A 25,218-nucleotide genomic window follows, 5' to 3' on the forward strand; every position below is an offset into this window, starting at 1 on the left:
ATGCAAGACGGCCGGGACGTTTGCCCGGCCGGTAGAAATCAGTAGCCTCCCTTGCCGGGATACCAGTTTGTGCCGGCGAGCGGGATCTGGGCCATGGCGGCCGCTTCCATCGTCAGCGCGCAAAGATCTTCCGGTTCCAGGTTGTGCAGGTGGTTCTTGCCGCAGGCGCGCGCGATGGTCTGGGCTTCCAGCGTCATGACCTTCAGATAGTTGGCGAGACGGCGGCCAGCGGCGATTGGATCAAGGCGCTTCATCAGTTCCGGGTCCTGCGTCGTGATGCCGGCCGGGTCCTTGCCTTCGTGCCAGTCGTCATAGGCGCCGGCCGTCGTGCCGAGCTTCTGGTATTCTTCTTCCCAATGCGGATCGTTGTCGCCGATCGCAACGAGTGCTGCCGTGCCGATGGCAACGGCATCGGCACCCAGCGCCAGTGCCTTGGCCACGTCGGCGCCCGAACGGATGCCGCCCGAGATGATCAGTTGCACCTTGCGATGCATGCCGAGGTCCTGCAGCGCCTGGACGGCGGGGCGGATGCAGGCGAGCGTCGGCATGCCGACATTCTCGATGAAGACATCCTGTGTCGCGGCGGTTCCGCCCTGCATGCCATCGAGCACCACCACGTCGGCACCAGCCTTCACTGCAAGCGCTGTATCGTAATAGGGACGCGCGCCGCCGACCTTCACATAGATCGGCTTTTCCCAGTCGGTAATCTCGCGCAGTTCCAGGATCTTGATTTCGAGGTCGTCCGGGCCGGTCCAATCCGGATGGCGGCAGGCCGAGCGCTGGTCGATGCCCTTCGGCAGGTTGCGCATGTTGGCGACGCGGTCGGAGATCTTTTGGCCGAGCAGCATGCCGCCGCCACCGGGCTTCGCGCCTTGGCCGACAACCACTTCGATCGCGTCGGCGCGACGCAGGTCCTTGGGATTCATGCCGTATCGCGACGGCAGATACTGGTAGACCAGCGTCTGCGAATGGCCGCGCTCTTCATCGGTCATCCCGCCGTCGCCTGTCGTGGTGGAGGTTCCGGCAATCGTCGCGCCGCGTCCGAGCGCTTCCTTGGCATTGCCGGAGAGCGCGCCGAAGCTCATGCCGGCAATGGTGATCGGCGTCTTCAGGTGAATGGGCTTCTTGGCGAAACGCGCGCCGAGGACGACCGACGTGTCGCACTTCTCGCGGTAACCTTCCAGCGGATAGCGCGAGATCGATGCGCCGAGAAACAGCAGGTCGTCGAAATGCGGAACCTTCCGTTTGGTGCCGGCGCCACGGATGTCGTAAATGCCGGTCGCCGCAGCACGGCGGATTTCCGCCAGCGTGTAATCGTCGAAGGTCGCGGACTTGCGCGGCGGGGTATAGGGGTTGTGATAGCTCATGATGGTCCCTCGCCTTAATATGCGTCAGCGTTGTCGATATTGAAATTGTAAAGCTTGCGGGCGGAGCCGTAACGCTTGAATTCCTCGGGCCTCACTTCGGTCACGCCCGCTTTTTCGAGAAGTTCGGCCAGCTTCGTCAGATGCTCGGAACGCAGCTCCTTTTCGATGCAATCGGCACCCAGGCTCTTGACCGAACCGCGTACGAAGAGCTTTGCCTCGTAGAGCGAATCCCCAAGCGCATCGCCGGCATCGCCGAGCACCACGAGGTGGCCGGACTGGCCCATGAAGGCGGACATGTGGCCGATATTGCCATGAACGACGATGTCGATGCCCTTCATCGAGATGCCGCAGCGTGACGCCGCATTGCCCTTGATGACAAGCAGGCCGCCGCGGCCGGTTGCGCCTGCATACTGGCTGGCATCGCCCTCGATGACGACTGTTCCAGACATCATGTTTTCCGCAACACCCGGACCTGCCGAACCGTGAACGGTGACGGTTCCGCCGTCGTTCATCCCGGCGCAATAATAGCCGACGGATCCCTTCACATCGACGGTGACCGGCGCATCGATGCCGACGGCAACCGAATGGCTGCCGCGCGGATTGACGACTTCGAAGGAAAGATCGTTCGAACCGTTCTGGATGTTGTGCAGGGCGCTATTGAGTTCACGCAACGGCGTAGTGGCAAGATCAATGACAGGCATGTTTCGATAACCCTTGGAGAATACGCATGAGGTGCCGGTCAAGCGACCTTCTGGTGATCCCAGAAATAGACGGTTGCAGGCTCCGGCTCCCAGACCCGGGCATTCTCGATGCCGGGCAGATTGACGAGCGCCCGGTATTCCGAACCGAAGGCGACATACTGGTCCGTTTCGGCCATGACAGCGGGCTTGCAGGCGATCGCATCGCGCACGACGCCGAAGCCGGACTTCGTGCCGACGACGAAGGTGAAGAAGCCGTCGAGGTCATCCACCGCGCCTTCCAGCGCCTGGCCGAGATTCTTGCCCTTGGCCATCTCTGCCGTCAGATAGGCGGCGGCGACCTCGGTGTCGTTTTCGGTTTCGAAGGTCATGCCTTCGCGCTTCAGCTCGCGGCGGAGATTGTTGTGGTTGGACAGCGAGCCATTATGCACCAGGCATTGGTCGGAGCCGGTGGAAAAAGGATGGGCGCCGAGCGTCGTGACGGCCGATTCCGTCGCCATGCGGGTATGGCCGATGCCGTGGGTGCCGGCCATTGAATTGACCGCGAAGCGGGAGACGACATCCTTCGGCAGGCCGGTTTCCTTGTAGATCTCGATCGCGTCGCCGCTGCTCATGATGCGGATGTTCGGACGCAATTCCGCAACGACTGCCTTGCCCGTATCGAGCAGATCCTTCGCAAGCGTGATGACGGCATGCGTGCTCTTCACCTGGATGGCGACCGATGCGCCAACCGCCTGGCCGAGCTCGGCCTCGAGGCCGGCGAAATCCTTCTTCGGATTCGGCGACTGGATGGTGATCTTGGCATTGTTGCCGCTGGCGTCGCCATAGATCGCGATACCGGCGCTGTCCGGCCCCCGATCCGTCATCGTCACCAGCATCGAGGACAGCAGTGCCCCGAGCTCCGGTTCGAGACTTTTATCCTTGAGGAAGAGCCCCACAATTCCGCACATGACCAGACCTCCGTTCGTGTTGAGAAAGGACTAGCAGGTCTGTTTTGGGTTTTCAACTCGGAAGAAAGAATTTTTCTTTTAAGGCAAGTCAGCTTTTCGAGCTCTGCTGTGGATAGCTGATGATCGAGAGGTACTTGCTCGGCAGTTTCACCAGCTGCTCCGGCCCATGCGGCGCATCGGCGTCGAAGAACAGGCTGTCGCCCGGCTGCATCTGGAAAAGCTGGTCGCCGTGGCGGTAAACGACTTCGCCCTCGAGCATATAGAGAAACTCCATCCCCTCGTGCTGGAAGGTCGGGAAGATGTCGGAGTCAGTCGTCAGGGTGATGAGGTAGGGCTCGACGATGACGCCGCTGGTATTGTTGTCGATATGACCGAGCACATTATATTGGTGGCCGGCGCGGGTGCCGCGCCGTTCGAGCTCGATGCCCTGGCCTGCCTTGACGAAGACGGCGTTGCGCGGTTCCTCGAAACGGCGGAAGAAGGCCGTCAGCGGCACGCCAAGCGCCCGCGACAGCGATTGCAGCGTCGTCAGCGACGGCGAGATGTTGCCGTTCTCGATTTTCGACAGCATACCGAGCGAAATGCCGGTCGCGGCCGCCAGATCGGTGACCGTGATGCCGAGTTTCTTGCGATAGGCGCGCACCTCATGGCCGATCGCCATTTCGAGGTTGTTTTCCTTCGGCTCGCGGACGGCGTGCGGGTCCTGGGAAAAGGGAGCGCGTCCACTATTCGCCTGTTCCGGTTGCTCTGCCGCTGCTCGCTTGGATTTCATGGATTTTCCCCTGCCGCCTTCTCTTTTGTCCAAAGGCAACCCTATCGTCATAGTGAAAATTTCTCAACCGTGAAGAAAACCTATTCCCGTCGCGCCGCGCGCGGAGCGACGCCGTAGACGGCACGGAACATCCGGGAAAAATGGCTCAGACTGGAAAAGCCGGTGGCCACCGCGATTTCCGAGACGGAAAGCGGGCTCTGCTTCAGCAGGCGGTGGGCATGCTGCAGCCTGATCCTGCGGTACTGATCAAGGTAGGTGGTGCCGAGATGGGCCGAAAAGAGCCGGTCGAGATGGCGGGTGGTGACGCCGGCGATGCGCGCCATGGCGGCACGCTCGAGCGGCATCTCGATCGTCTCTTCCATCCGTTCGAGAACGCTGAGCAGGCCGGAATGATGGACGCCATAACGCTGCGCCAGCGAAGCGCGCTGGGGTGCAGCGGGTTCGTTGACCTCTGTATGAAGATACCAGTCGCTGACCCGGCGGGCGAAATCCGGCCCCATGCGCTCGGCGATCAGCACATGCATCATGTCGAGCGGTGCGATGCCGCCGCCGCAGGTAATCCTGTTGCCGTCGATCATGAAGCGTGCCTGGCGCGGCGTGAGGTCAGGGAAGGCTTCGAGAAGGGCTGCGGCATGTTCCCAGTGGATGGTGAAGTCGCGGCCGCCGAGCAGTCCGGCGGCGGCCATCAGATAGGGACCGCCCGAGATGCCGCCGATCCTCACCCCTTCGCGCGACAGCTGCCGCAAGCAGGAAAGCACACCTGGATATCGCCAGTCGCGGGGCAACCCGCCGGCGCAGACGAAGGCCGTTCCGAGCCCCGCGCCCCTGACGGGCAGAGGTTCGGCGGGGACGCTGACACCCGAGGAGGAGAGCGCCGGTGCGCCATCCGGCGAGAAGATCTGCAGCCGATAGATCTCGCGTCCGGCCAGAAGATTTGCCGCCCGCAGCGGTTCGGTCGCCGAGGCATAGGACATCAGCGCAAATCCCGGGATAAGGATGAAGCCGATCGTCTGCACATTTCTGCTATCAAGCGAGGACATGTCTCTTTCTTAGCGATTCATGTCCCTTCTGTGCAAGTCCATCCTCCCCTTTCTGGCATCATGCACCTGTTCTTTCCGGGGTGACCCATGCGCTATTCCGCTCTTTCGATTTTCCTGAACGGCCTTCGCGGCAACAAAGGCTGGGCGCCGGCCTGGCGCGATCCGGCGCCGAAGCCGCATTACGACGTCATCATCGTCGGTGGCGGCGGCCATGGTCTTGCCACCGCCTATTATCTTGCCAAGGAATTCGGCGTCACCAATGTCGCCGTCCTCGAAAAGGGCTATCTCGGCTCAGGCAATATCGGCAGGAACACGACGATCATCCGCTCGAACTACCTGCTGCCGGGCAACAATCCCTTCTACGAGTTGTCGATGAAGCTGTGGGAAGGGCTGGAGCAGGATTTCAACTTCAACGCCATGGTCTCGCAGCGCGGCGTGCTCAACCTCTTCCATTCCGACGCGCAGCGCGACGCCTATACGCGGCGCGGCAACGCCATGCGGCTGCACGGCGTCGACGCCGAGCTTCTCGACCGACAGGCGGTGCGCCAGAAATTGCCCTTCCTCGATTTCGATAATGCCCGGTTCCCGATCCTGGGCGGGTTGTTCCAGCCGCGCGGCGGCACGGTGCGCCATGATGCGGTCGCCTGGGGTTATGCGCGCGGCGCAGACAGCCGCGGCGTCGACATCATCACCCAGTGCGAGGTGACCGGCATCCGCCGCAAAAACGGTGAGGTGACCGGCGTCGAGACCAGCAAGGGCTTCATCGGCTGCGGTAAGCTGGCGCTTGCCGCGGCGGGCAATTCCACCGTCGTCGCCGATATGGCCGGCCTTCGCCTGCCGATTGAAAGCCATGTGCTGCAGGCCTTCGTTTCCGAAGGGCTGAAACCGTTCATCGACACAGTCGTCACCTTCGGCGCCGGGCATTTCTACGCGTCCCAGTCGGATAAGGGCGGCCTGGTCTTCGGCGGTGACATCGACGGCTACAATTCCTATGCCCAGCGCGGCAATCTCGCTTCGGTCGAGCATGTCGCCGAAGCCGGGCTGGCGATGATCCCTTCCTTGTCGCGGGTGCGGTATCTGCGCTCCTGGGGTGGCGTCATGGACATGAGCATGGACGGCTCGCCGATCATCGACCGCACCCATATCGACAATCTCTATCTCAACACCGCCTGGTGTTACGGCGGCTTCAAGGCGACGCCCGCCTCCGGCTTCTGTTACGCCCATCTGATCGCCCGCAATGCGCCGCATCAGACCGCCCGCGCCTTCCGGCTCGACCGTTTCGCGCGCGGTTATCCGATCGACGAAAAGGGCGTCGGCGCCCAGCCCAATCTGCACTGAGGACATTTTAGATGGCAAGCCTGATTTCCTGTCCCCATTGCGGCGCCCGACCGAAGGAGGAATTCTCGATCCGCGGCGATGCCGGTCTTGTCAGGCCGGCGCCGGATGCCGGTGCGGATGCCTGGTTCGACTATGTCTATCTGCGCGACAATCCGCGGGGCCGGCACAGCGAATACTGGCACCATTCGTCAGGATGCCGCCGCTGGCTGATCGTCGAACGCGATACCGTCACCCATGCGGTCCATGGCGTCAGGGATGCTGCCCTCTCGAAGCTCGGCGGAGAACCGGCATGACGAGCTTCCGTCTTTCCTCCGGCGGCCGGATCGACCGCGCCACCTCGCTCGGCTTCACCTTCGACGGCAGGGCGCTCGAAGGCCATCCGGGCGACACACTCGCCTCGGCGCTGCTTGCGAACGGCCTCCAGCTCGTCGGCCGCAGCTTCAAATATCACCGCCCGCGCGGCATCCTGACGGCGGGGGCTGCCGAACCGAACGCACTGGTGACGACTGGCAGCGGCGGGCGCACCGAACCGAATACGCGCGCCACGATGATCGAGCTTTATCAGGGGCTGACGGCAAAGAGCCAGAACCGCTGGCCCTCGCTCGGATTCGATGTCGGCGCGGTCAACGGGCTGCTGTCGCCCTTTCTCAGCGCCGGCTTTTACTACAAGACCTTCATGTGGCCGGCTGGCCTCTGGGAAAAGCTCTACGAGCCGGTGATCCGCAAGGCGGCCGGCCTCGGCAGGGCCTCCTACGAAGCCGATCCCGATTCCTACGAGAAATGCTGGGCGCATTGCGACCTGCTGGTGATCGGCGCCGGCCCTGCCGGTCTTGCCGCAGCACTCACCGCCGGCCGCGCCGGCGCGCGCGTCATCCTTGCAGATGAGGGACCCGAACTCGGCGGCAGCCTGCTTTCCGAGACCGGCGCCGTCGACGGAAAACCGGCAAACACCCTTCTCGGCGAGCTGCTTGCCGAGCTGGAGGGCCTGGAGAACGTGCGCCGCCTGGCGCGCATGACGGTGTTCGGCTGGTATGACGACAATGTCTTCGGCGCGGTCGAACGGGTGCAGAAGCATGTGGCGATGCCCGATCCGGATCGTCCGGTCGAACGATTGTGGCGCATCGTCGCCGGCCAAGCGATCCTTGCGACGGGCGCCGAAGAGCGGCCGCTCGTCTTCGGCGGCAACGATATTCCCGGTGTGATGATGGCAGGCGCCATGCGCAGCTATCTCAACCGGCAGGCGGTCGCACCCGGCAGAAGCACTGTCATCTTCACCACCAACGATGCCGGATATCGCACCGCAGCCGATCTTGAAGCCGCCGGCCTCGCGGTCGCGGCGATCGTCGACAGCCGCGGGTATGCGGCCGAGAGCTGGCAGGGCCGCGCAGAAGTGCTGAAGGGCGCCCGGGTCATCGATGCGTTTGGCGGCAAGCGCCTGCGCGGCGTCAGCGTCGAGGCAGCAGGCGGCACCCGTCGGATCGAAGCGGATGCACTTGCCATGTCGGGCGGCTGGAGCCCGATCATCCATCTTGCCTGCCATCGCGGTGCGAAACCGCAATGGTCGGACGAGGCCTCGGCGTTTCTGGCGCCTGCCCGGCAGGAAGGCCTTGCCGTTGCCGGATCGGCCGCTGGCCTTGCGCAAACGACGACCTGCCTCGGGGATGGCGCCGCAAAGGCAGTTGCCGCGCTGAAGACGATCGGCTTCGCGGCGGCGGAACCGGCCTTTGCCCCGGCTTCCGAGACGGCTGCACGGGCCAAGCCGCTCTGGTCGGTCAAGGGCTCGAAGGGCAAGGCTTTCGTCGATTACCAGAACGACGTGCATCTCAAGGATCTGGGCCTCGCCGTCCGCGAGGGCTACGGCCATGTCGAACTCGCCAAGCGTTACACGACATCAGGCATGGCGACCGACCAGGGCAAGCTTTCCAACATCAACGCCATCGGCATTCTCGCCGAGGCGCGCGGTGTGTCGCCCGCCGAGGTGGGAACGACGACCTTCCGGCCCTTCTATACGCCGGTTTCCTTCGGCGCCTTGACCGGGGCGTCGCGCGGCAAACATTTCCAGCCGGCGCGCAAATCGCCGCTGCATGGCTGGGCCGAGAAGAATGGGGCGGTCTTCGTCGAAACCGGCCTGTGGTACCGTTCCTCCTGGTTCCCGCGCGCCGGCGAGACGACATGGCGCGAAAGCGTTGACCGCGAGGTGCTGAACATCCGGAAGAATGCCGGCCTCTGCGACGTCTCGACCCTCGGCAAGATCGAAATATCAGGCAAGGATGCCGCGACCTTCCTCGATCGCATCTACTGCAACGGCTTCGCCAAGCTTGCCGTCGGCAAGGCGCGTTACGGCATCATGCTGCGCGAGGATGGTTTCATCTATGATGACGGCACCACCAGCCGGTTCAGCGACGATCATTTCTTCATGACGACGACGACGGCGCTCGCCGCCGGCGTGCTCACCCATCTCGAATTCTGCGCCCAGACGCTGTGGCCGGAACTCGACGTCTGCTTTGCCTCCTCGACCGATCAATGGGCGCAGATGACTGTCGCCGGGCCGAAGTCACGCGCCATTCTCCAGGAGATCGTCGACGAGGATCTGTCGGATGCGGCCTTCCCCTTCATGAGCGCCCGCAAGGTCTCTCTCTTCGGCGGCCGCCTCGAAGGCCGGCTCTTCCGGATTTCCTTCTCCGGTGAACTTGCCTACGAGCTCGCGGTGCCGGCCGGCTACGGCGAAGGTGTCGCCGATGCGGTCATGGCGGCGGGGGAGAAACATGGCATCTGCGCCTATGGCGCCGAAGCGCTCGGCGTCATGCGCATCGAAAAGGGTCATGTCACCCATGCCGAGATCAACGGCACGGTGACGCCTGGCGACCTTGGTTTCGGCCGCATGGTTTCATCAACCAAGCCGGATTTCATTGGCAAGGCAATGCTGGCGCGCGAAGGCCTGCAGGATGCCGAGCGGCCACGCCTCGTTGGCGTCAAGCCGCTTAATCCGGCGAGCGGCTTCCGCACCGGCTCGCATATTCTCGCCGACGGCGTTGCGGCGACCCTCGAAAACGACCAGGGCTACGTCACCTCAAGCGCCTTTTCGCCGGGGCTCGGCCATACGATCGGCCTGGCCCTCGTCAGGCGTGGACCGGAGCGCATCGGTGAAAAGGTGACGGTCTGGAACGGCCTGCGCAACGAATTCACCGATGCGGTGCTCTGCCATCCCGTCTTCATCGATCCCGAAAACGAGAAGCTCCATGCGTGATCTTCCGCAACACAAATCGGTTCTCGCCGGGGCAACATATACCGGTATCTCAGGGGCCGGCGTCCGGCTGGAAGCCTTGCCGGAGGGCCATCTCCTGCATGTGCTCGGCGCAATCGAGCCAACCGCGCTCGCCGCGGAATTGGTGAAAACAGGCTTTGCGAAAAGTTCGATCCGCCAGGCAGGCTTCCGGCAATGGTTCGTCGCCGGCGACGAGCCGCTTGCCCCGACCAGCCTCGATGCTCTCGTTGCGGCGCTTGCGGGAAAGGCTTTCGTCATGGACCAGAGCCACGGGCGGGTGCGTATCGGCGTTTCCGGCCGTTCTTCGCGGGCGCTTCTCTCAAGGGGGACTGCCGTCGATCTCGATCCTTCCGTTTTTCCGGAAGGCCATTCGGCCATGACGATGGTCGGTCATCTCTCCGTGCAGATCGTCCGCACCGGCGATGACAGCTTCGAACTCACGGTCCTGCGCAGCTTTGCCGAAAGCCTCTGGGACGATCTCGTGCACATGGCGGCGAGCGCCGAAAAGGACGGCGTCTGAGAGAGACGGTTTCGATCGTTCTTAAGCTGTATGCAGCGCGGCGGCACCGACCCATTCGGGGCGCTCGGCGCCTTGCAGCTCTTCCACCGCATCGGCGGCAAAGCTCGGCACGACACCGGTCCACAGCAGTGCGCCATCGGGATTGGAATGGCCGTCGCCCTCGAGCTTGTAGATGCTTTCGACGATATACTGGCCGTCATTGTTCAGCCCCTTGATCTCGGAAATCTCGATCACCCGGCGCCGGCCGGTGCGCTTGAAGCGGGCGATCTGCACGACGACGTCGACCGCCGAGGCGATCTGGGCGCGCAGCGGCCGAAGCGGCATGTCGATATCAGACATCAGCGCCAGCGTTTCCAGCCGGTGCAGCGAGTCGTAGGGCGTATTCGCGTGCACCGTCGAAAGGCTGCCGCTGTGGCCTGATGTCATCGCCTGGATCATATCGAGCGCCTCGCCGCCGCGGCATTCGCCGACGATGATCCGGTCGGGCCGCATACGCAGCGACGAGCGGAACAGGTCGCGGATGCTGGCGCCGCCGCGACCGAAACGGTCGGGCTTGGTCACTTCGAGATAGACCACGTGTTCCTTGCGGATCTGCAGTTCCGACGTGTCCTCGATGACGATGACGCGCTCGTGGTCGGCAAAGGCTTCCGACAGCGCGTTCAGCATCGTCGTCTTGCCGGTGCCGGTGCCGCCGGAGATGATCACGTTCTTCTGCAGCCCGACGGCGGCCTGCAGCAGCGATAGCGACTCCTCGGTCAGGCTGCCCTGGGTAACGAGGTCGCGGATGCTGCGATGTTCTTTCAGGAAGCGGCGGATGGAGATGCAGAGCCCGGTGCGGGCGGCCGGTGGCTGGATCATCTGCACGCGCGAACCATCCGGCAGACGCGCCTCGATGCTCGGCTCCTCCGGCGTCAGCCGCTTGCCTGAGAACTGTGCGATGCTGCGCGCGGCCGATTCCAAATCCTCACGACTGGCGAAACGCGTATCGGCGCGTTCGAGCTTGCCTCGCCTTTCGACGAAGATGTCGGATGTGCCGTTGATCAGGATTTCGGACACGCTCGGATCATCGAGGAGAAAACGGATCGGCCCGAGCAGCTTGTCCAGCGCCCGGGTCAGGACCTGGAAGGTCGCCTGTTCGGCAGCGTCGTCGGAAACGGCCTTCATTAGAGCGGCATCCCGACCAGGACCGTGCTCATGCCGAACAGCGTCGCCATCATCTGAACCGCGGTCGGAAAGAACATCATCAATGGAATGAGGACCAATCCAAGTATTAAGATGCTGCTCATCGTTTCCATCGTTCTCTCTCCGGATCGACTGGCGGGCGATACCCACCATTTGACGAAAGCTTAATCCAGATCGCCAAATAACGCCATGGCCGGCCCCCGCGGAGGCAGTCATTATGATCGCCACGCGCCGTTTCTTCTATCGCTTTGAAAGAATTGACCAATTATGGAGCAGTAGACGAGGCCTCGCTGGGTCGTCAAAAACTTCCTATCCGCAGGTAAAAATGCAGCCGCTTCAAAAGCTTAGTTAAAATAATTGGGCGTCAACTGCGATTTTGCAGCCGATGCCTCCAAGACAATTGGAACCCTTCGTTTCGTTTGCTTGACGGAGGGCTGGCCTTAGGCGCACTCTTGGGTCTTAATGGTGTTGCTCAACAAACGTTGGCCGCCGGGGAAGAAAAGCTGAAGCAGAAAATATCATTGGATCGAGCAACATGCTCGTTCGGATCGATAGCGTATGCTTGGTTCATCTTCACCACGGCTTCGAACCGAAACAAACCTGGGAATGAGGAGTAATCACATGTTTGGTAAACTCAAGACTCTCGCAATTGCACTTCACAAGGACGAACGCGGCGACATGGCCCAGATCGTCCTGGCCGTCGCCCTGATCGTCATTCCGCTGATGCTGATCCTGCTCGCATTCGGCAAACAGATCGGCGAATGGTTCAACGAAAAGAACACGGCGCTCTCGGATGCCGAGAGAATTCCTGAGCCGGGTCAATAAGCGGGTCGGGATCATGGATACGACCTATGATCTGACCCTGATGCCTGCGGCGGCGGCTCTTGCCGTCGCCTGCACCATGACCGCGGCGGTGCTCGACCATCGCCACGGTCATATCCCGAACGCCGTCACCTATCCCTGCCTGCTTGGCGGGTTCATGTTGGCGGCAGTCAGCGGCGGTCTCGCAGGGATAGGGCTTGCCTTCGCAGGCCTCCTTGCAGCCGGCCTGATCTTCATCATCGCCTTCGCAGCCGGAAGCTGCGGCGGCGGCGACGTCAAGCTGATGGCGGCGCTCGGCGCCATTCTTGGCCTCTGGCCCGCCATCGACGTCACACTTGCATCGCTGATGGCCGGCGGCGTGATCGCCGTTTTCTCCATGGCGCGGCGTGTTCAGTGGGGCGTGCTGGCCCGAACGGTCGGACTGTTTGCGCTTCTCCTGCCTGCCGGTTTCCGCGATGCCGCTTCGGTGCTGAAGCCGCATGAAACCCATCATACCGTCCGCTTCGGCGTTGCGGCTGCTCTCGGACTTCTCTGGTGCCTTTTCATGCCCGATTTCACCCCTCTTTCATTCGTGAGGTAACGGCAATGCGCGCGGAACTCGAACGCCCCATCTTCGACGGTGCCTTCTGGAGTTCGATCCTGCACTCGCGGACCTTCTGGGTCCCTCAGGATCACGGCGCGCTCCTCGGTACCTTTACGATCGCCATGATGCTGCTTGCCTCGATGCTGCTACTGCCGCGGCTTTCCGCCCGCCGGCGCCGGATATCGGAGCTGCACGGCGATATCTCCGGCAGCACGACGATGATGGATTTCGTGCTTGTGACACCGGTCTTCGTCTTCTTCATGTTCGTGGTCTTCCAGTTCACGATCCTGGCCAAGAACCACCTCTTCACCCATTATGCCGCCTATGCGGCGGCCCGCAGCGCCCGCGTCTATTTCTGCCCGGCTTTTCCGATCACGCTTAGAAGCATCATCGACGTCAAGACCTGCGATGACGACGCTGCCGCCGGCAAGGCCGATCTTGCCGCCCGCCTGGCGCTGATCCCGGCTGCCCCTTACGACCAGCTGAGATGCGTCGGCGCCTGCCAGCCGCCCGAAGACGCGCTGAAGAGCCTTGCCGATGCCTCGGGCCTTTCGAAGAACTGGCGGGCGATGCGCAACCAGGCCCGCTACATGTTCGATCCGCAGAACGTCACGGTGACCGTCGACCGCGCGCCGATGGCGCTCTATGCCGCCATCAACCGCTCGCCGCATGTGCCGGTCACCGCCAAGGTGGAAGCGCGCTTCCTGCTGCTTGAATATGCCGGCTGGGTCTTTGCCCGCGGCCAGAGGAAGGACGGCCGCTACTACACGATCTCGACGGCGGAGGTGAACCTGCTATGACACCGACCCTTATCAAGCGCCTGCACCGCGACGAACGCGGCTTCCTGTCACCGATCATTCTCTACATGACGATCGCGCTCGCCCTGATGATCGTCTGGATCCTGAATACGGGACAGATGATCTACGACAAGCAGCGCACGCAAGACACGGCTGACGCTGCTGCTCTCGTCCATGCCGACTGGGAAGCCCGCTATCTCAACATCATGGCGATGAACAACGTCGCCTCGTCGCAGGCAACGGTCGTCATGGCGACGTCAGTCGCCTTCCAGCTGACGACGGCGGAGCTGGCCCTGCGCTCTACCGCCATTCTGGCAAAACTCGCCCAATATTCTTTCACCGAAGGCTTGGGCCCGGCGTCGCTGCTGCCGCCGATGCCGCCGATGCCCCATTGCCCGGGCTGGCAGAAGGTCCCGATCGTCGGCGGCATCATCTACGGTGCTTGCCTGGCGTTCCAGGGGGTCCGGGCGATAGGAGCCACCAAAGCGCTTGCGTATACGGTAAAAGCACAGCTCGATTATGATCCATGGGGCCTTATCGAAAAGTCCAGCGACATCATCGACGCGATGAACGACCTCAACGACTACCTTGTCGAGAGCTTTCCGCAGCGGGTCGGCAACGAAGCCCTGCATCTGGTGCGCCTGAACAAGTCGGATCATGTCGTCTTCCATCCGCCGTGCGAGTCCTGCAACAACGCCGGAGAGGGCGCCGGGGGCAACCTGCCGGTCGATCGCGACGGCATCAATCCCGCCTCGGCCTATGCTGAAATGTGCCTCGCCATGACCTATGGCACCCAGGGGCAGGACCCGTTCCTCATGCGCGGCGAGTTTGCCAATCGCGGCTTCCCCAACGGCAAAGGTCCGTTGACCGCAGGTGGGGTCGACGGCAGCCATATCCGCGACTGGGTCAATCACGAGAGCGGCATCGACGATGCTTTAGTGGACTTCTACATCTTTTATGAAGCCTTCGGCCCGGCCTATCTGAGCAAGATCCCGTTCAAGGCGATCATCGAGCAATTTGGCGATCTCAGCTGGTGGCAGGAACTGCTGCTCGATGGCAGCTTCTTTATCGCCGAGGAATTCTTCGGCATCGAATTCGGCATCGTGAACCCCTTTCAGCTGCCGATCGACAAGCCACCGCGCTATTCCGACAAGCAGACAAAGGACGAGAACGATTTCACCCGCAAGTTCGACACGATCTGGAATGGGGTCTGCAGCCCGGCGGGCGCTGCGATTTCGATGGCAGGCGCACTGCCCGCCGTGTCCTTCCCGAAGCCTTACTGGCTGAAGGGACGCACACCTTTCAACTTCACGCCCTTTGGTGGCGAGCAGCTCGACGATTACCAGACGCTGGCGATCGTTTCCCGCGCCCCGCGCGCCCGGCTGCAGATCCGCATCTTCAAGGATAAGACGCCGTCCGCCTATGCGCTCGCGCAGAGCTGGGTCCACAATTACACGGCCTTCGACCTCTACACCCAGGACTGGCTCGCATCGCTTGCGCCTGCCACGCTTGCCGACGATATCGGCGAGGTTTCGAACACCATCAAGCAGAGCCCGGCGGCCGATAGTTTCACCGGCCTGACCCGCGTCTTCGACCGAGGAGGAGCCAATGCCTGGGCTGCCGTCAACACACACTGAGCCAATGAGCGGTCCTCCCGGCCGCGGGCTGCTGATGCGGCTGCACCGCGACAGGCGCGGGCTCGCCTCGATTGAATTCGTGCTCGCCGCGCCGGTCATCCTGCTGATCGTGATTTTCGTCATCCACGCGAACAAGATTTCCACCAAGAAGGTCGGAACAATGGTGGCGATGCGCAACGCCGCCTTCGCCGAGGCGAATGGGCTGGACTGCACGTCGGATTTCTCGAACGCCTTCCCGATCCCGGCTTTGCCGGCACTGCCCGGACGCGACGCCATGAGCTGCTCGCGCACGCCATCGCATGAAGGCGGCGGCGACCCTCAGCGCAGCTTTGTCTGGGACGACGTGCAGAATACCCTCGAGAGCGATGGCCGCCAGTTCGGCGATATGGTCGGCGACCTCGCCAATGAAAAGCCGCAGCTCGTCACAGCGACGGCCGACCGGGTCTACAAGTTCAGGGATTCCGACGATCTCGATACGATCAGGAGCATCCGCTGGAAGGACGCGTTCACGGTCGACGATTCCACGCTGTTTGCCTCGCACAACAACGATACCACGCGCCGCGGCTACGATCCGACGCTGCGCCGGGAGATTCGCGGCGTGGCTAGCGATTCCGGCGATCTCTTCGATGGCGTCTTTCCGGGAGCGAAATAAGATGAGACAGGGTTCACGCATCTCCTTTCGTCTCGTCGGCCATCTCGCTGGTTTGGTGCTCGTCTTCGGGCTCGCCGCCGCCATGGCCACACCTGTTCGCGCCGAGATCTACAAGGATTTGAGGGTGACGCTAAATTCGATGCTGGCCAGTATCGTCGGCGCGCCGGAGCGGGCGCCGCGCGATCTCGTCATCAACGGCCAACCGCTGGAGTTCACGCCCTACCAGAGCGATCGCAGCATTTCCGATATCACCGACGAATGGCAGCGGGTGCTGGCCGCCAATACAAGGCCTGCCCTGCCGAGGAGCAACGACAAGGAAGAACTGACTGCCGTGATTGCCGCCAACATGCTGATCGCCCCGAAGACGAGCCGCATTCGCGACGATCTCGCCGTGGTGGTGCGGTTCTTCGACGGCGACGGCGAGGCAGCCCTCGATTATCTCCGCCGGCAGGATCCGGCCAATCCTTCGGCGAGAGCGCCGATCCCGGGCGTCACGATCATGATCCGCAGGCCCGCCGATGCGCCGACCACCGAGGTGCTGATGAGCCGCTTCGAGGATGTTGCCTCGACGCTGCCGGCCTTCGCGGCTCCGGCCGATGTCAGCAAGCTGCCGATGTCGCTGCGTCCGCCGGCCGGTGTCGAGGTGCTGAGCGATATCGGCGATCGCGACAAGGGCCACACGTCGCGCACGGTCGTGTCGAAAGGCACGCTGTCGGCCACGCGCTGGTCCGATCAGCGCGCCGATCTGCTTGCCCGCGACGGCTTCACCATCGAGACGCCGCCGGCGCAGCGCGGCGGGGTCACTGCCCTTTATGGTCGGCGCGGCAGCGTCGAGGCCAATGTTCTCTACACGCGCAGCAAGACCGACGGCCGGACCGTCGAAGTCATTCAAATCAGGCAACCCTTCGTAGGGGGAATAACACCATGAACTGGAAGCTCATCGCGGCTGTCATCGTCGGGCTCATCACCGGCGTTCTGCTCTATTTCTGGACCGAGAGCGTCAAGAACGAGCAGACGGCCTATGCCTTCATGCGGCTCCAGCCCGACAGGAAGGTCACACGAGGACAGGCGATTACGCCCGACATGCTCGCCGAACCGGTGATGCTGCCGGAAAGCTTCGGGGCGCTCGCCAAGCTCGCGGTTCCCGCTGCCAGCGCCTATCAGGAATGGCTGAAGGACAGGACGGCTGCGAGCGACATTCCGGCCGGTTCGGTGCTGCTCTTCCAGTATTTCGACGATACCGACGGTGGACGCCTGACGACGATGATCGCGCCGGGTAAACGGGCGCTGACCCTCCCCGTCAACGCAGCCGCGGCCGTCGGCCATTTCGTCGAGCCGGGCAGCTATGTCGATATCCTCGGCACGGTCGACGAACCGGTCGAGCCCGTGGCGCCGGCCGCCGCGACCCAGCCGGGAGCGCCCGGCCAGCCCGCTGCCGTGCCAGGTCAGCCCGCCGTCCCGGGTCAGGCGCCGGCCACAGCCGGACAGCCGCAGGCTCCAGCCCAGCCGCAGTCGCCGGTCGAGCAGATGCTGAAGAACTATCTCACCCAATATCCAGGCGCCGACGAGAACGACGTCAACGCCTACCGCAAGCAGGCGCAGGACTACAAACTCGGCATAAGCTCGCGCACCCGTGTCGTCACCCGCACCTTCCTGCAGAATGTCAAGGTTCTGGCCGTCGGCGCGGCGACGACGGCGGAGGGCGCGGTCACCAAGGCCAACAGCACCTACAACAATGTGACCGTCGAAGTGACGCCGTCGGAAGCCGAAATGCTGATTTTTGCCATGGGCCAGTCGAACGGCAGCCTGAACCTCGTGCTGCGCAATCCGGCCGACAATACCGTCGAGGACCTGCCGAGCATCAACTGGACGCGCATGTGACCGCCGCGGGGGAATGAGCCATGCTGTTGAAGATTTCCTATGAGGACGGCAGCGGTCGGGAGGTCATCCCGCTCTCGGCGAACGAGACCTATTTCGTTGGCGAAAGCAGCACGCTGACGCTGCCCGCCGGAGCGGGTGTCGTGCGCCTGCGCGGCAGCCACGTCTCCTCGCCGCAATTCGTGCTGCGGAAGTCGGGCCAGGGTTGGTCGGTGCAGCATCACGGCCGCAACCCGACGCGCGTCGACGATCAGCCGCTTCGGGCCGGCATGCCGGTTGCGGTCTCGGCCGGCATGTCGATCTGGGTGCCGAACGTCACCATTGAGCTTGTTGAACCAGCCGCGGCCGCCGAAGTGGTCACGCAATTTCCCGATCAGGAACGTGTGCTCGCCCTGCAGATGGAAATTCACGAACGCCTGCTGAAGGACACGCAATATGACCGGCTGGTGAAATCCGCCGATTTCGGCCGCGAGGAGACGCGCGGCCGCATCCGCGAACGCCTCGACATGTTCATTAAGGAGGCGCTCGACGCTGCACCGCAGGATCTCGTCATCCTTGTCATCAAGAACGCCGTCTATCGATGGCTGGCCAAACGCATTGCCCGCACGGGGCGGCGCGACGCCTCGTCGAATGCCGCAAGCCTGTCGCGCGAGGAGCAGGACAATCGCCGCCTCTTCGACGTCGGCAAGGCGCTGATTTCGGCGCTGCAGCTCAAGCTGAACTTCGAGTCCACCCGCTCGGACTTCGCCCAGCTCGACACCCGTTTCAGCGCCGCCTTCCAGTCCCGGCAGGCTCTTTTCAACGCCGGCGACCGCTATGAGATCGCCCATATGCACCTGCGCTCCAGCATCGAGGAGCTGATGTATCGCTGGGGGACGATCTCCGAGCTGATGGATCTCGACGTCATCTCGGAAATCATGGTGACGCGCTATGACGAGATCTACGTCGAAAAATTCGGCCTGCTGGAGCGTTATCCCTTTGCCTTCGCCAATGAACGGCAGCTGATGAAGGTGATCGAGCGCATCGCCGTCGATTCCAACCGCTCGATCAACGAGAGCGAGGCGATGGCCGACTTCCGCATGCCGGATGGTTCGCGCGTCAACGCCGTCATTCCGCCGCTGGCAGTCAAGGGCGCCTGCCTGACCATCCGCAAGTTCGGCGGCAAGTCGCGGCTCGACATCAGCAAGCTGGTGACCGCCGGCGCGCTCAGCGAGCCGATGCGCGCCTTCCTCGAGGCGGCCGTCCGCTCCCGCAAGAACATCGTCGTCTCCGGCGGCACCGGCTCCGGCAAGACGACGCTCTTGAACAGCCTGTCGCAATTCATCCCGATCGGCGAGCGCGTCGTTGCCGTCGAGGACACGTCGGAACTGCAGCTCGATGGCATCCATGTCGTCTATCTTCAATCGCGGCCGAAGACGGCGGAATCCGAAACCAGCGTCACCATCCGCGACCTCGTGCGCAACGCGCTGCGCATGCGGCCCGACCGCATCATCGTCGGCGAGTGCCGCGGCGCCGAGGCGATCGACATGCTGCAGGCGATGAACACCGGCCATGCCGGCTCGATGACGACGGCGCATGCCAACACGCCGCAGGACATGATGACCCGCCTGGAAGTGATGGTGCTGCAGGGCCAGAGTTCGCTGCCTGTCATGGCGATCCGCCAGCAGATCGTTGCCGCCGTCGAGCTCGTCGTGCAGCTCAACCGCCTGGCGAACGGGCGGCGCGCGGTCACCGAGATTTCGGAGGTGATCGGCATCGATCCGGATACCGGCCTCATCATCGTCGAGCCGATCTTCAATCTCGTCGGCCGCGCCGGCGGCCAGGCCGTGCATGCCTTCACCGGCTACCTGCCGAGCTTCGTCGCCGAGCTCGTCGAGTTCAACGACGACGGCGAGATCGAAAAACTGGACATGTTCGTCTAGAGCGGTTCAGGTTTTCGCAGAAGCGCAAAACCGCTCTAAGTTTTTGTTTTTACGCAATTCCCCGGCAAAAGCGCTTCGCACTTTTCCTGGAATTGCTCTGAGGGGGAAGCCATGGATATCAGCATTCTGCAGATTTTTACGGTCGCCCTCGGCGCTGTGACGGCGGGATTGCTCGTCTGGGGCGCGCCGGTACGCTGGCCGGCGCCGCTGCTGCGCGCCACGGAGCGTGACATTGCGCTCGCCAGCGAGGCGGCGCAGGTCTTCGGGCGCGATGCGGTTCCGCCCTATACGATGATCCTCGCCTACGGCATCACGGCGATCGTCGTCTTCATCGTGATCTCGCTGATCTTCGGGCCGATCTTCGGCTTCGTCGTCGCCATCCCGGTCGCCTTCTTCCTGCCCAAGGGCTTGATCCGTTACTTTCTGCAGCGCCGCTGGCTGCAGATCGAATCGCAGCTTCCCTATGCCGTCGACCAGATCGTCTCGGCGGTGCGCACCGGCAAGCCGCTTGCCGTCGCCGTCAATGCGGTGGCCGATACCGGTCAGATGCCGGCCTCGCGCGAATTCGAGCGCATTGCCCGCGAACAGAAGCTTGGCATCGGCCTAGTCGAGGCGCTCGACCGCCACGGCCGCACTGTGCCGAGCCTGCACTTCAAGATGGTCGATGCGGCCCTCGGTCTCTTTGCCCGGCAGGGCGGCGACATTTCCGAGCCGCTGACGGAAATGTCGAAATCCTTCAAGGAAATTTGGAAGCTCGATCAGAAGATCACCACCTCATCGTCGCAGGCGCGCATGAACTTCCGCGTCGTCAATGGCGGCGCGCTGTTCATGATCCTGCTGATCTTCTTCGGCCAGCCCGAGTTGATCGACAAGGTGTTCGGCAACGCCATAGGCATCGTCATCGCGATCGTCGGCGCCATTCTCTATGCCACCGGTTTCTTCTGGATGCGCTCGATGATGAAGGTGTCGGTATGATGTCTCAGATACCTCTCGCCCCGATCGCCGTCGTCTTTGCCGGGATCACCGCTGCGCTGTTCGTCTGGTGGATCGGCGATATGCTCGGCAGCATTCAGGTGGTGCGCCGGTCAGCAGGCGGCGATGGTCCGCCCCCGAACATTGTCGACAGCATCGGCATGCGCACGCCGGTCGAATTCGTGCTGACGCATTTCGAGCCGCTTCTGGCCGATTACGGCGCGCAGCTCGAGCAGAAGCTGATCTATGCTGGCCGGCCCTTCGGCGGCGTAACGGGACGGGAATATATCGCCCTTCTCGTCGTTTTGAGCCTGTTCGGTTTCGTCGTGCTCGGCCTGCTGTTCGGCATTGCCAGCGGCAGCGTGATCGGCGGGCTCGTGGCCGGCCTGATCCTCGGCCTGATCCCCGCCATCTATTTCTGGGTCGTCGCCGACGACAAGGCGCAGGATCGCAAGGAACGCATTTCGCGCGAATTTCCCTACTTTCTCGATCTCGTCGTCATGACGCAGCAGGCGCAGGCGACGCTGCCGGAAAGCCTGAGGCTTTATGCCGAAGCCGCACCCGGCACTGTCATGAGCGAGGAGATCGAACAGACGCTGAAGGACGTGGCGCTCGGCACCGGCATGATCGAGGCGTTGCAGCGTCTGGAGCGCCGCATGACCGCCGAGGAGGTTATCCGCGTCATCCGCGCGGTAATCCAGGGCGAAGTCGAGGGCAGCAACCGCGTCGAGTTGCTGCGCGAACATGCGCGCGACCTGCGCTTCCGCCGCTGGGAAAAGGCCGACAGGGCCAGTGAAAAGCTGAAGGCCAAGATCGTCATGCCGGCGATGATGATCGTCGTATCGATCCTGCTTCTGGTGCTGGCGCCTGCAATTGTCGAGATGATGTCGAGTGGGATGTTCTGATCATGGTCTTTTCCTTCTTTCGCGGAAACAAGCCTAGCCTTCTGCAGACCGGTCCCGGCGGCCAGAGCCGCAGCCATGTGCTCGACCGGCCGGAAATGTCGATCGGCCGGGCTGCCAATGCCGATATCGTCGTCGACGATCCGTTCCTGGCGCCGATCCATGCGCGCATCGAGCGACAGAGCGACGGCGGCTTCATCATTCGCCGCATGGGGCTGAACCCGATCATGCTGCGCGGCGAAGCGCTGTTGCAGACGGCGTCGCTGAAGGCCGGCGACAGCTTCCGTCTCGGCAAGGACGTCGAGTTCCAATTCGTCGTCAAGGCCGCCGCCAAGGAAGCACCGAAGAAGGAGACCTCTAAAGCAAGTGACGACAAGCCGAAGAAGTCGATCCTCAAGCAGCCGGCCTTCCTCGCCGGCATGGGTGTCGCCTATCTCGCCATCGTCGGCATTATCGGCTACGTGATCCTCTCCGACAGCGGCAGCACGGAGGGCGGCCCGACGGCCGAACGCATCAATGCGGAAGCCGCCCGCATTCCGACATGCATCAAGAACGCCCGGCGCATGCGCCAGGTTTCGGAGGCCAGCTTCAACGGCGCCGTCGGCGGTCGTGTCGGCCGCGATGGCGACGCAACCTATGCCGCCCTTTCGCTGGCAGCCGAACCATCGGACGACGCCGCGCTGGCCAAGGCCGCCGAACCGATCGTCGAGGCCTACAAACGCACGGCGCTCGCAGCCCTTGCCTCTGAAAACCGCGGCAACAATACGCTGGCGCAGACCCTCTACCAACAGACCTACGATCTTGTTCCCGACGTCAACTGCTCGGCCGCGCGCTTCGCGCTGCAGCGGCGGGCCGCGGTGAAGCCGCCGGCGCGGCGCTGATCATGGTCCTGCCGCTGCTCGATGACATACAAATGTGGCTTGTTCATCATCGTGGCCGCGCGAGCCGGGTAGCGAGGTCAGGGACTTGCCGGAATACTGGCGATGACCTTTATCTCAAGGTCGGAGCCGACCGTGTGTTTAGACTGTCAAAGAAAATTGGAGCCGCCGATGAATGAACCACTGTTCAAACGTTTGGACATGCGTCAGTTCGGATGACGGCTGGTCACTCTGACATAATAGCCGTCAGGATCGACAAGACGAAAATCACGCAGCCCCCAAGGCTGTAGAGCAAGATCGGAGACCGGCCAGCCACTCTCTTTTGCCGTGCGGTAGGCACCCTCGACGTCAGCGACCTTCAAGACGATCTCGACGCCGAGGCCAGCTCTCTGGCCGGTATCGATCCGTAGCGGATGATCGTCCGAAAGGACGCTGCGCGAATTGATCGCGATCACCGCATCACCGTTTTTCAACATCGTGTATTCGGTGCTCGACGAGACCTGGCTCTCAAAGCCGAGAACCCTCCGATAGAAATCAATCGATGTCTCAGGCGCGTCGACAAATAGCTCCAAACTCAGTTGCAATTGGTGCCTCCTTTTCTGCTCGGAATGTCTGCTGTTTGCCTAAGGGGCAGAGGAGCCTGACGCTGGCGGGCTTCATTTAGAGAGGTACTTGTCCAGAAATGCTCGAACACTGTCAAAGGACTGTGCGGCCGCTGTCGCATTGTATTCTTCCCGATGACCGAATGCCGTCTTTGCCACCGCGACGTACGGAGAATCGAAATCATGGTATGCACCCGGATAGACGTTGAGTTCGATTGGCGGACCTTTGCCACTAAGGTGAGAGACCCTCTGCCGACACCTTTCGGCGGGGCTCCAATCGTCCAATTCGCCATTTAGGATCAAAGTTGGCACCGTCGCATCGCCCTCATGGGGAGCGCAAACTGGATAATACCCGACGGCAGCCTTGAACTTTCGATCCATGAACTGCTCGTTGCCTTCGTGGCTTCCAGCGTTGCGATTCCACCAGCCGAGAAGCCCATCAACCCTACACGTCGGGCATCAACGAAGGTGTATGTCGATAGGAAATCGAGAGCCCCGTAGGCATCGAATACCCGGTCGGGAAGATAGCGTTCACAGGTGTTGTCAATGTTGCGGGTCGTGAAGCTGTCGACCACCAGCACGACATATCCCCATGAGGTCAATCGCTGCGGCCAGTAAGTCTTGGTGTTCGGCCGAATACCTCCGCAACCGTGCATGACAACGACGGCCGGAAAGGGACCATCTCCCTCTGGTCGGCTCAGATATCCGAGCAAGTGCGTAGGTTGTGCCTGCGGGAGACTGACACCTTGTTCCCTCGCCTTGCGTTCCAGGAATGGACTTGGCTTTGTGACTGCGCTGTCGAATCGCACCAACTCGTCAGCGTGAGCCGCAAGGTTAGGCTGCACGATAGCGATGAGCAAAAGTCCGAAAGCAAGCTTTGTGATTTGCATTGCGTTGTTCCGCTGGGCGACAGGCAGTTGATCAAACGCTATCCACAACCGATCATCATCTAGATGCGGAAACTTCGACGTCCATAGGCTAAAAGGGGGCGTGGCAAATAGCCGCCCCTAATAGGTATCTGACGGCTTTTTATGCCGATGCCGGATTTAGCGGCTGGTGTGCATGATGAGCTGTTTCTGCCAAGAACCGCAGAGCGATGTCGGCCCTCGACCGAGCGTTGTCAGCCAAACCGGTCCACCAGGAAATCTATCACCGTCCGCAACATCGCCGTCGGCCGCCGGTTCGGCGCATAGATGAGGGACATCGGTACAGGCTTGTAGGACCATTCCGGCAGCACCTGCTCGAGTCGTCCTTCAGCGATATCGGTGGCGAGCAGCAGTTCCGGCTGAAGTGCAATTCCCGCGCCGCTGAGTGCTGCCATGCGCAGCGCCGCCCCCTGGTTGGTCGAGAATTTTCCGGAAATCAACACATCGCGCATTTCGCCCCCCGGTCCGACCAGGTGCCAGCGATCCTGCATGCGCCAATAGGAGTGGCCGAGGCAGAGATGGTTCGTCAGAGCCTCGGGCGAGGCCGGCCGGCCATGGCGGGCAAGATAGTCCGGCGAGGCAGCGAGGATCCGCCGGTAGGGCGTGAGCGGGCGGGCGACCAGGCTGCTGTCCGAGAGCGGACCGATGTGGATGCCGAGCTCGAACCCCTCGCCGACGAGATCATGGACGTTGTTGTCGAGCGATAGCTCGATGCTGACGTCGGGATAGGCGTTCTGGTAATCGATCAGCGCCGGCACCAGGACCTGCGTCCCGAAGCTGACGGGTGCCACCAACCGAAGCCGGCCGCGCGGCGCCGATTGCAGCTCGCTCGCCGAAGCCTCGGCCAACGCCACTTCGGAAAGCGCGCGCTTGCAACGCTCGTAATAGAGCTGGCCAACCTCTGTCAGCTGATGGCGTCGTGTGGTGCGATGGATCAGCTTCGCCCCGAGGCGGGTCTCAATGGTCTTGATGTGCTTGGCAACCATGGCAGGCGACACTTGCGCGATCTCCGCGGCCGCCGCGAAACTGCCATTGTCGATGACCCTGACGAACATCGCCATGCCGGCCAGCTTGTCCACGATTGCCTACCTGTTGGTTTCGAATGACGATACCAACAGCTTATTTATCAACCGGAGAATTTACAACATGGTCATCATGTCCGCGTCAAGACGACGAACATCACCAACCTGACCAAGGAGACACCATGCCCATTCTTCACCTGCAGATGCATCCCGGCCGCACCGACGATCAGAAGCGCGCCTTCGCGCGCGAAGCAACCAAGGCCGCCGTCGAAACCCTGGCCTGCCCGCCGGAATCTCTGGAAATCCTGATAACGGAGATCGCCAAGGATTCCTGGGCGGTCGGCGGCAAGCTGAAATCCGAAGCCTGAGAGACGACCCGCGGTGTCGAAGGCTCGAGCTACGGGCCGCCGCCGCCATGGTATTGGACAGGGAGCCGGCCCCTCGGCTCCCGTGCTGAATGTGAAGGGCGGCCGGTTGACTTTATTGGCTGCCG

At 62.5% G+C, this 25,218-nt stretch carries 25 protein-coding genes and 1 pseudogene; 16 read left to right on the plus strand and 10 right to left on the minus strand.

Features of this window, described 5'->3' with window-relative positions:
• Positions 1-38: 38 nt before the first annotated feature.
• The 5 genes from HX898_RS16965 to HX898_RS16985 form a co-directional block, all read right to left on the minus strand.
• Positions 39-1,367, minus strand: coding sequence for an FMN-binding glutamate synthase family protein (locus tag HX898_RS16965; protein ID WP_003548137.1), 1,329 nt, complete (start codon positions 1,365-1,367; stop codon positions 39-41).
• 14 nt (positions 1,368-1,381) lie between these two features.
• Entirely contained in the window at positions 1,382-2,068 is a 687-nt protein-coding gene (locus tag HX898_RS16970; RefSeq protein WP_170279456.1) for a GXGXG domain-containing protein, read from the minus strand.
• Between the two features lie 38 nt (positions 2,069-2,106).
• Entirely contained in the window at positions 2,107-3,015 is a 909-nt protein-coding gene (locus HX898_RS16975; protein ID WP_180195187.1) for a glutamine amidotransferase family protein, read from the minus strand.
• Positions 3,016-3,103: 88 nt separating this feature from the next.
• Positions 3,104-3,787, minus strand: coding sequence for a helix-turn-helix domain-containing protein (locus HX898_RS16980; protein WP_171598229.1), 684 nt, complete (start codon positions 3,785-3,787; stop codon positions 3,104-3,106).
• Positions 3,788-3,867: 80 nt separating this feature from the next.
• Positions 3,868-4,827, minus strand: a complete 960-nt coding sequence (locus HX898_RS16985) for a GlxA family transcriptional regulator (RefSeq protein WP_171598228.1) — start codon at positions 4,825-4,827, stop codon at positions 3,868-3,870.
• Between the two features lie 87 nt (positions 4,828-4,914).
• On the opposite strand from HX898_RS16985, the gene HX898_RS16990 reads away from it, so the two are divergent.
• The 4 genes from HX898_RS16990 to HX898_RS17005 are packed head-to-tail and all read left to right on the plus strand — an operon-like array spanning position 4,915 to position 9,950.
• Positions 4,915-6,165: a sarcosine oxidase subunit beta family protein gene (locus HX898_RS16990; RefSeq protein WP_180195188.1), complete on the plus strand. Its 1,251-nt coding sequence runs from the start codon at positions 4,915-4,917 to the stop codon at positions 6,163-6,165.
• 11 nt (positions 6,166-6,176) lie between these two features.
• The gene (locus HX898_RS16995; protein ID WP_171598226.1) at positions 6,177-6,458 is read left to right on the plus strand and encodes a sarcosine oxidase subunit delta; all 282 of its coding nucleotides are present in this window, start codon (positions 6,177-6,179) and stop codon (positions 6,456-6,458) included.
• Positions 6,455-9,412, plus strand: coding sequence for a sarcosine oxidase subunit alpha family protein (locus HX898_RS17000; protein WP_180195189.1), 2,958 nt, complete (start codon positions 6,455-6,457; stop codon positions 9,410-9,412). Before HX898_RS16995 ends, HX898_RS17000 begins: the two co-directional genes overlap by 4 nt.
• Entirely contained in the window at positions 9,405-9,950 is a 546-nt protein-coding gene (locus HX898_RS17005) for a sarcosine oxidase subunit gamma family protein (protein WP_180195190.1), read from the plus strand. The genes HX898_RS17000 and HX898_RS17005 overlap by 8 nt, the downstream gene beginning before the upstream one ends.
• 21 nt (positions 9,951-9,971) lie before the next feature.
• Here the strand turns inward: HX898_RS17005 and HX898_RS17010 are convergent, their stop codons facing one another.
• On the minus strand, positions 9,972-11,114 hold the full coding sequence (locus tag HX898_RS17010) for an ATPase, T2SS/T4P/T4SS family (RefSeq protein WP_032982691.1): 1,143 nt from the start codon (positions 11,112-11,114) through the stop codon (positions 9,972-9,974).
• A complete protein-coding gene (locus HX898_RS33425; RefSeq protein ID WP_260060310.1) occupies positions 11,114-11,236 on the minus strand; it encodes a hypothetical protein in 123 nt (40 codons plus the stop codon). The genes HX898_RS17010 and HX898_RS33425 overlap by 1 nt, the downstream gene beginning before the upstream one ends.
• 517 nt (positions 11,237-11,753) lie before the next feature.
• Here HX898_RS33425 and HX898_RS17015 point away from each other — a divergent pair.
• From HX898_RS17015 to HX898_RS17065, 11 genes are all read left to right on the plus strand, one after another.
• Entirely contained in the window at positions 11,754-11,957 is a 204-nt protein-coding gene (locus tag HX898_RS17015) for a hypothetical protein (protein ID WP_003548168.1), read from the plus strand.
• Positions 11,958-11,970: 13 nt separating this feature from the next.
• On the plus strand, positions 11,971-12,534 hold the full coding sequence (locus HX898_RS17020; protein ID WP_180195192.1) for an A24 family peptidase: 564 nt from the start codon (positions 11,971-11,973) through the stop codon (positions 12,532-12,534).
• Positions 12,535-12,539: 5 nt separating this feature from the next.
• Positions 12,540-13,337, plus strand: coding sequence for a TadE/TadG family type IV pilus assembly protein (locus tag HX898_RS17025; RefSeq protein WP_171598221.1), 798 nt, complete (start codon positions 12,540-12,542; stop codon positions 13,335-13,337).
• The gene (locus tag HX898_RS17030; RefSeq protein WP_180195193.1) at positions 13,334-14,971 is read left to right on the plus strand and encodes a Tad domain-containing protein; all 1,638 of its coding nucleotides are present in this window, start codon (positions 13,334-13,336) and stop codon (positions 14,969-14,971) included. The genes HX898_RS17025 and HX898_RS17030 overlap by 4 nt, the downstream gene beginning before the upstream one ends.
• A complete protein-coding gene (locus HX898_RS17035) occupies positions 14,943-15,623 on the plus strand; it encodes a pilus assembly protein (RefSeq protein ID WP_171598217.1) in 681 nt (226 codons plus the stop codon). The genes HX898_RS17030 and HX898_RS17035 overlap by 29 nt, the downstream gene beginning before the upstream one ends.
• 1 nt (position 15,624) lies before the next feature.
• Positions 15,625-16,551 carry a hypothetical protein gene (locus tag HX898_RS17040; protein ID WP_180195194.1) on the plus strand — a complete coding sequence of 309 codons (927 nt, stop codon included), beginning with the start codon at positions 15,625-15,627 and terminating at the stop codon, positions 16,549-16,551.
• On the plus strand, positions 16,548-17,504 hold the full coding sequence (locus HX898_RS17045) for an RcpC/CpaB family pilus assembly protein (RefSeq protein WP_180195195.1): 957 nt from the start codon (positions 16,548-16,550) through the stop codon (positions 17,502-17,504). Before HX898_RS17040 ends, HX898_RS17045 begins: the two co-directional genes overlap by 4 nt.
• Positions 17,505-17,524: 20 nt before the next feature.
• A complete protein-coding gene (locus HX898_RS17050) occupies positions 17,525-19,423 on the plus strand; it encodes an ATPase, T2SS/T4P/T4SS family (protein WP_171598211.1) in 1,899 nt (632 codons plus the stop codon).
• A 111-nt stretch (positions 19,424-19,534) separates the two neighbouring features.
• A complete protein-coding gene (locus tag HX898_RS17055; protein ID WP_029872054.1) occupies positions 19,535-20,398 on the plus strand; it encodes a type II secretion system F family protein in 864 nt (287 codons plus the stop codon).
• Entirely contained in the window at positions 20,395-21,300 is a 906-nt protein-coding gene (locus HX898_RS17060) for a type II secretion system F family protein (RefSeq protein ID WP_138389859.1), read from the plus strand. The genes HX898_RS17055 and HX898_RS17060 overlap by 4 nt, the downstream gene beginning before the upstream one ends.
• Before the next feature lie 2 nt (positions 21,301-21,302).
• A complete protein-coding gene (locus HX898_RS17065) occupies positions 21,303-22,178 on the plus strand; it encodes an FHA domain-containing protein (protein ID WP_180195196.1) in 876 nt (291 codons plus the stop codon).
• A 203-nt stretch (positions 22,179-22,381) separates the two neighbouring features.
• Here the strand turns inward: HX898_RS17065 and HX898_RS17070 are convergent, their stop codons facing one another.
• The 3 genes and pseudogenes from HX898_RS17070 to HX898_RS17080 form a co-directional block, all read right to left on the minus strand.
• On the minus strand, positions 22,382-22,759 hold the full coding sequence (locus tag HX898_RS17070; protein WP_180195197.1) for a VOC family protein: 378 nt from the start codon (positions 22,757-22,759) through the stop codon (positions 22,382-22,384).
• A 72-nt stretch (positions 22,760-22,831) separates the two neighbouring features.
• Positions 22,832-23,667 (minus strand): annotated as a pseudogene (locus tag HX898_RS17075) (dienelactone hydrolase family protein).
• A gap of 230 nt (positions 23,668-23,897) precedes the next feature.
• The gene (locus tag HX898_RS17080) at positions 23,898-24,782 is read right to left on the minus strand and encodes a LysR family transcriptional regulator (RefSeq protein ID WP_180195198.1); all 885 of its coding nucleotides are present in this window, start codon (positions 24,780-24,782) and stop codon (positions 23,898-23,900) included.
• Between the two features lie 23 nt (positions 24,783-24,805).
• Here HX898_RS17080 and HX898_RS33430 point away from each other — a divergent pair, with 23 nt between their 5' ends.
• Entirely contained in the window at positions 24,806-25,093 is a 288-nt protein-coding gene (locus HX898_RS33430; RefSeq protein ID WP_281411931.1) for a 4-oxalocrotonate tautomerase, read from the plus strand.
• Positions 25,094-25,218 lie beyond the last annotated feature (125 nt).

Source organism: Rhizobium sp. WYCCWR 11128, from assembly GCF_013416305.1.
Lineage (GTDB): Bacteria > Pseudomonadota > Alphaproteobacteria > Rhizobiales > Rhizobiaceae > Rhizobium > Rhizobium indicum.